This window comes from Achromobacter spanius (genome assembly GCF_039673305.1).
GTDB lineage: Bacteria > Pseudomonadota > Gammaproteobacteria > Burkholderiales > Burkholderiaceae_B > Achromobacter > Achromobacter spanius_F.
In genome coordinates this window covers 55,660-61,659 of the sequence record NZ_JBDJLJ010000031.1, presented here as the reverse complement: position 1 = coordinate 61,659, position 6,000 = coordinate 55,660, and the positions used below count along the sequence as shown (strand labels likewise).

Below are 6,000 nucleotides of genomic sequence, written 5' to 3'. Positions count from 1 at the left end.
TCCTGGGGGGGTTTGGCGGCCTGCACGGCGTGGTTGCTCTACAAACCCTGGGTTTTGTCGAGCAACAGCACACCGTCGAGCGCAAGCCCGCGTCGTTTAGCCATCGTCGAAATCCGGAAAGAAAAGCAGTGACGACAGCCCGGTCAGGACTGGTCTTCTGGCTCGTCGGGAACGCCCGAATGCGGGCCGGGGCGGTTTGCGCGGTCGATGAGGATCGACATTTCGATGCCACGGGCGATCTGCTCGTCGTGGAAGAAGCGCAAAGTGGGGACGGTGTGAATGTGCAACAGCTTGTAGAGCTGGGAATGCAGCCAGCCGGCCTTCTCGTTCAGCAAGGCGGTCGCGGCTTCGGGCTCGGCGCCCAAAACCGTGAACCACACCTTGGCATGCGCGTAGTCGGTCGACAGTTCCACACCAGAGAGCGTGATCAAGCCAGCGCGGGTCGTGTCGATCTCGCGCTGGATGATCCCGGCCAGATCCTTCTGGATCTGGTCGGCCAGCCGCAGATTGCGGCCGGGTATGGCTTTGGACTTGTGACGGCTCATTAGAAGCAATGCCTCGCGGTCGCTTTACAGCGTACGCGCGATTTCCTTGATTTCAAAGACTTCCAGCTGGTCGCCCACCTGGATGTCATTGTTGCCGCGCAGCGTAAGACCGCAATCGAAGCCCGACTTGACTTCCTTGACGTCGTCCTTGAAGCGGCGCAGGGATTCGAGATGCCCCGTCCAGTGGACAACGTTGTTGCGCAGCAGGCGGACCTGGGAATCGCGACGCACGATGCCATCGAGCACCATGCAACCCGCGATGTTGCCGAGGCGGGAGATGCTGTACACCTCGCGGATCTCGACCAGGCCGATGATTTCTTCCTTCTTCTCGGGCGCCAGCATGCCCGACATGGCCGCCTTAACTTCATCCACGGCGTCGTAGATGATGTTGTAGTAGCGCACGTCGATGCCGTTGTTCTCGGCAAGCTTCTTGGCGCTGGCTTCGGCCCGCACGTTGAAGCCGATGACGACGGCGTTCGAGGCGATGGCCAGGTTGATGTCGGTTTCCGAGATGCCGCCGACGGCAGCGTGCACAACCTGCACACGGACTTCGTCGGTCGACAGCTTGACCAGCGACTGCACCAGCGCTTCCTGCGAACCCTGCACGTCCGTCTTGACGATAAGCGTGAGCGTCTGCGTACCTTCGCCGAGGTTGTCGAACATCGATTCCAGCTTGGCGGCCTGTTGGCGGGCCAGCTTGACGTCGCGGAACTTGCCTTGGCGGAACAGCGCGATTTCGCGCGCCTTGCGTTCGTCGGACAGCGCCATCAGCTCGTCGCCGGCGGCGGGCACTTCGGTCAGGCCCTGGATTTCCACGGGGATGGACGGACCGGCCGACTGGATCGGCTTGCCGTTTTCGTCCAGCATGGCGCGCACGCGGCCAAAGCTTGCGCCGGCCAGCACGACGTCGCCGCGCTTGAGCGTGCCGCTTTGCACCAGAATCGTCGCGACCGGGCCGCGGCCCTTGTCCAGACGGGCTTCGATCACCAGGCCCTTGGCGGGCGCGTCTTCCGGAGCCTTCAGTTCCAGCACTTCGGCTTGCAGCAGCACGTTTTCGAGCAGGTCGTCGATGCCTTCGCCGGTCTTGGCCGACACGCCCACGAAGGGCACGTCGCCGCCGTATTCTTCCGGCACGACCTGTTCGGCAACCAATTCCTGCTTGACGCGTTCCGGGTTGGCGGAAGGCTTGTCGATCTTGGTCACGGCCACGACCATGGGCACACCCGCGGCCTTGGCATGGTGGATGGCTTCGCGCGTCTGCGGCATCACGCCGTCGTCGGCGGCAACCACCAGGATCACGATGTCGGTCGCCTTGGCGCCGCGTGCACGCATGGCGGTGAACGCCTCGTGGCCCGGGGTGTCAAGGAAGGTCACCATGCCGCGCTCGGTGCGGACGTGGTAAGCGCCGATGTGCTGCGTAATGCCGCCGGCTTCGCCCGCGGCAACCTTGGCGCGGCGGATGTAGTCCAGCAGCGAGGTCTTGCCGTGGTCGACGTGGCCCATGACCGTGACGACAGGCGCGCGCGGCAGCTGTTCGGCTTCGGATTGCGTCGCGGTTTCGTCCAGGAAGGCTTCCGGATCGTCCAGCTTGGCGGCGATCGCGATGTGGCCCAGTTCCTCGACCACGATCATGGCGGTTTCCTGGTCCAGCACCTGATTGATGGTGACCATCTGGCCCAGCTTCATCAGATGCTTGATGACTTCGGCGGCCTTGACGGACATCTTGTGGGCCAGGTCGGCCACGCTGATGGTTTCCGGCACGTGGACTTCACGCGCGATGAATTCCTGCGGCGCCGGCTCGTTGCGGCGGTCGTTCTGCTGGTTGCGGCCGCCACGGCCGCCCGACTTGCCACCACCCTTGCCGCCTGCGCGCCAGCCGTCGCGGCTGGCCGGGGCTGCCGGCTTGTCCGCGGGCTTCTTGCGCGAGGCGTCATCGGACCAGGTCGACGCGACTTCGGCGGTCTTGATGGTCTTCTTGGCGCCAGGTGCGGCGGGCTTGGCGTCCTTCTTGGCGCCAGGCGCGGCGCCGGGCTTGCCGGCGGGCTTGTGCAGCGTGCCCGAAATGGGTGCGGCGGCGGGCGCCTCCGGCTCGGGTGCGCGCAGCACCTTGCGGGGACGGTTCAGCATTTCGCGCAGCGCGGCGGCTTCGGCCTCGGCGGCGCGGCGGGCCTCGTCGCGGCCAGCCGACGTGGCGGAGGCGGCGAGCGGCGGGCCGGCGCGGCGGTTGTCGGCACGGTTGCCCACCTTGGCGGCGGACACGGGCGCGGCAGCCTCGGGCTTCGCTGCGGATTTGACGGGTTCGGACTTCGCGGCAGGCTTGGCCTGGGCGACAGGCGCGGCGGCCTGGGAGGAAGTTGTTTCGGACTTATTGGCTAGCACAGCGGGTTCCGGCTCGGCTTGTTCAGCCTGGGGCTCGGTGGATTCAGTCTTGATTTCGGGCTTGGCCACTTCGGCCACGGGCTCGGCAGGAGCGGGCGCCGGCGTCGGTTCGGGTTCAGGCTGCACCTGGACTTCAGGCGCTTGCGCCTCGACGGGGGCGGGCACTTCGGCCGCGACGGATTCAACAGGCGCGGGCGCTTCGACCGGCGCGGGCGCTTCTACAGCAACGGGCTCCTGCACGGGGGCGGGGGCCGGAGCCTCGGCCTGCACGGGCGCGGTTTCGCGGGACTCGGCGACGGGCGACTCTTGCTCGGCCGGCGCGGAGACCTGCTGAACTTCTTCGGCCGAGACTTCGTCCTCGGCGCGCGCAGCCGCAGCCTGTTCCAGGGCGATTTCGGAGGGATCACGCTTGACGAATACGCGCTTCTTGCGCACTTCGACCTGAATCGTGCGCGAGCGGCCGGTGGCGTCAGCCTGCCGGATCTCGGACGTCTGGCGTCGCGTCAGCGTGATCTTCTTGCCTTCGGTCGCGCCGTGGGCGCGACGCAGCGATTCGAGCAATTTCGCCTTGTCGCTGTCGGTGACGGAATCGTCAACCGATTTGAGGTCAACGCCAGCCGAGCGCAGCTGATCCAGCAGCACATTGGCAGGCATTTTCAGCTCGGTAGCGAACTGGGCGACGGTATTACTCGACATTAGGCTCTCTCTTCCCTATAGGCAGCTATTACAAACAACGTGAACTTGCGGTGGTTGAAACGGAGTCTCCCCCACCGCAGACCCGTGTCCTTTTGGTTATTCTTCGTCGAACCAATGGGCGCGGGCACGCATGATGAGATCGCTGGCTTCCTGCTCGGTCAAACCGGCGATTTCCGCCAGCTCGTCCGTGGCCAGTTCAGCCAGGTCATCACGCGTATGCACTTGACGCTCGGCCAGCTTGGCAGCCAGTTCTTGCGTCATGCCTTCGAGTTCAAGCAAATCCTGTGCGGTCTCAAGGCGCTCTTCCTGGGCAATTGCCTCGGTCAGCAGCGCATTGCGGGCACGGGCGCGCAACTCATTGATGGTGTCTTCGTCAAAGGCCTCGATTTCCAGCAGTTCCTGCATGGGCACGTAGGCGATTTCCTCGATACCGGTAAAACCTTCATCGATGAGGATGTCAGCGACTTCCTCGTCGACGTCCAACTTGCTCATGAACGTGGCGCGCAGGCCCGAACGCTCGACTTCCTGGCGGTTCAGGCTTTCTTCCGGCGTCATGATGTTGATCTGCCAGCCGGTAAGCTCGGATGCCAGGCGCACGTTCTGGCCCTTGGCGCCAATGGCCTTGGGCAGGTTTTCTTCGTCCACCACGACGTCCATCGCATGCTTGTCTTCATCGACGACGATGGATTCGACGTTGGCCGGCGCCAGGGCGCCGATGACAAACTGCGCGGGGTCTTCCGACCACAGCACGATGTCGACCTGTTCTCCGCCGAGTTCGTTGCGCACGGCGGTCACGCGCGAACCGCGCATGCCCACGCAAGTGCCGATGGGATCGATACGCTTATCGTATGCCACCACGGCGATCTTCGCACGCACGCCGGCGTCGCGGGCCGCGGCCTTGATCTCAAGCAGGCCCTGCTCGATCTCGGGGACTTCATTCTCGAACAACTGGCGAATGAACTCGGGCGAGGTGCGCGACAGGATCACCTGCTGGCCGCGTGCGGCGTGGTCGACACGCAACACGAAGGCGCGCACGCGATCGGCCACCCGGAGGTTTTCCTTCGGGATCATCTCGGAGCGCGGCAGGCGCGCTTCGATCTTGCCGGTTTCGACGATGGCGTCGCCCTTGTCCATGCGCTTGATCGTTCCGGAGACGATGGTTTCACCACGGTCCAGGAAGTCGTTCAGCACCTGCTCGCGCTCGGCGTCGCGGATCTTTTGCAGGATGGCCTGCTTCGCGGCCTGGGCGCCGATACGGCCGAACTCGATGGGCTCAAGCGGCTCTTCGATGTATTCGCCTTCCTGGATGCCAGGGACGATTTCGACCGCGTCCGACAGCATTTCCTGCTTGTCGGGTTCTTGCAGGCCGGCCTCGTCGGGCACGACCAGCCAACGGCGGAAGCCTTCGTGGTCACCGGTTTCCCTATCGATGGAAACACGAATGTCCGCATCATCCTTGAAGCGCTTTTTCATGGCCGAGGCCAGCGCACTTTCCAGCGCGCCGAACACGACGTCACGCGTGACGTTCTTTTCACGCGCCAAGGCATCGACCAACAGAAGAATTTCGCGACTCATCGCTTTTTGCCCTTGAAATCCAGAACGGGATCCAGCTTTGCACGTTCGATATCGTCGACCGTGAAATTCAAAACCTGGACTTCGTTCTTTTTTGCCTCAAATTCGAGACCGAACACGGTCTTGTGCATTCCAGCAGCAGCGTCGGATGCGGGCTCGTCTTCCGGCACGGTCAACGTGCCCGAGAAGACCTTGCGGCCGTCCAATGCCTCACGCAGCTTGATTTCGATGCGCTCGCCTGCGAACCGGCGGAACTCGGCCTCGTTGCGCAGCGGGCGGTCTATGCCCGGCGAACCGACTTCCAGCCGCTTGTAGTCGATGTTCTCGACTTCAAACACCCGCGACAATTGGCGGGACACCTGCTCGCAGTCTTCGATGCGCACACCGCCGACCCGATCGATCGTGACGCGCAAAAGGCCCAGGGCGGCACGCTCGACGTCCACGAGTTCGACGTCCATGCCGGCCAGAGCCTCTTCGGTCAATGCGAATAAATCAGCCATATACTCAAAAAAAATGGGCTGCACGCCCAGCCCACCGATATTGCACAGAGCCCAGCCGCTTCCCTACTGCTAGTAAGGAGCAATGCTGGGCTGCGCCCTATATTGCGACCTAAATTTTGGCTTGCGCCGCCTTGTCCATCCTGCCCGCTTGCCCGAATAAAACCGGGCATATCGGCGCTTGTGCACCGACCGCAGATAGCGGCTAGCGCCACAAGAAGACTGCTGCAAACTGCGCTTGGCAACACGCCGGCACGATAGCCGTGCGCCCGATCAGCGAAACGCCGCCGACGTACTTTTTACTGCAAGCC

The 6,000-nt window shown here is 63.6% G+C and carries 4 protein-coding genes; all 4 read right to left on the bottom strand.

Going from position 1 to position 6,000, the window contains the following annotated elements; genetic code table 11:
- Positions 1 to 143: 143 nt before the first annotated feature.
- Complete coding sequence (rbfA, locus tag ABE485_RS21010) at positions 144 to 545, bottom strand: 30S ribosome-binding factor RbfA (protein ID WP_008164155.1); 402 nt, start codon at positions 543 to 545, stop codon at positions 144 to 146.
- 24 nt (positions 546 to 569) lie between these two features.
- Entirely contained in the window at positions 570 to 3,620 is a 3,051-nt protein-coding gene (infB, locus tag ABE485_RS21005; protein WP_346517198.1) for a translation initiation factor IF-2, read from the bottom strand.
- Between the two features lie 96 nt (positions 3,621 to 3,716).
- Positions 3,717 to 5,195: a transcription termination factor NusA gene (gene nusA, locus ABE485_RS21000; RefSeq protein WP_171663343.1), complete on the bottom strand. Its 1,479-nt coding sequence runs from the start codon at positions 5,193 to 5,195 to the stop codon at positions 3,717 to 3,719.
- A complete protein-coding gene (rimP, locus tag ABE485_RS20995; protein ID WP_346517197.1) occupies positions 5,192 to 5,692 on the bottom strand; it encodes a ribosome maturation factor RimP in 501 nt (166 codons plus the stop codon). Before rimP ends, nusA begins: the two co-directional genes overlap by 4 nt.
- Positions 5,693 to 6,000: the final 308 nt, after the last annotated feature.

Excerpts from the sequence above, each read along its gene's own strand:
- rbfA (WP_008164155.1), bottom strand. The coding sequence starts at position 545 with ATGAGCCGTCACAAGTCCAAAGCCATACCCGGCCGCAATCTGCGGCTG.
- infB (WP_346517198.1), bottom strand. The coding sequence starts at position 3,620 with ATGTCGAGTAATACCGTCGCCCAGTTCGCTACCGAGCTGAAAATGCCT.
- nusA (WP_171663343.1), bottom strand. The coding sequence starts at position 5,195 with ATGAGTCGCGAAATTCTTCTGTTGGTCGATGCCTTGGCGCGTGAAAAG.
- rimP (WP_346517197.1), bottom strand. The coding sequence starts at position 5,692 with ATGGCTGATTTATTCGCATTGACCGAAGAGGCTCTGGCCGGCATGGAC.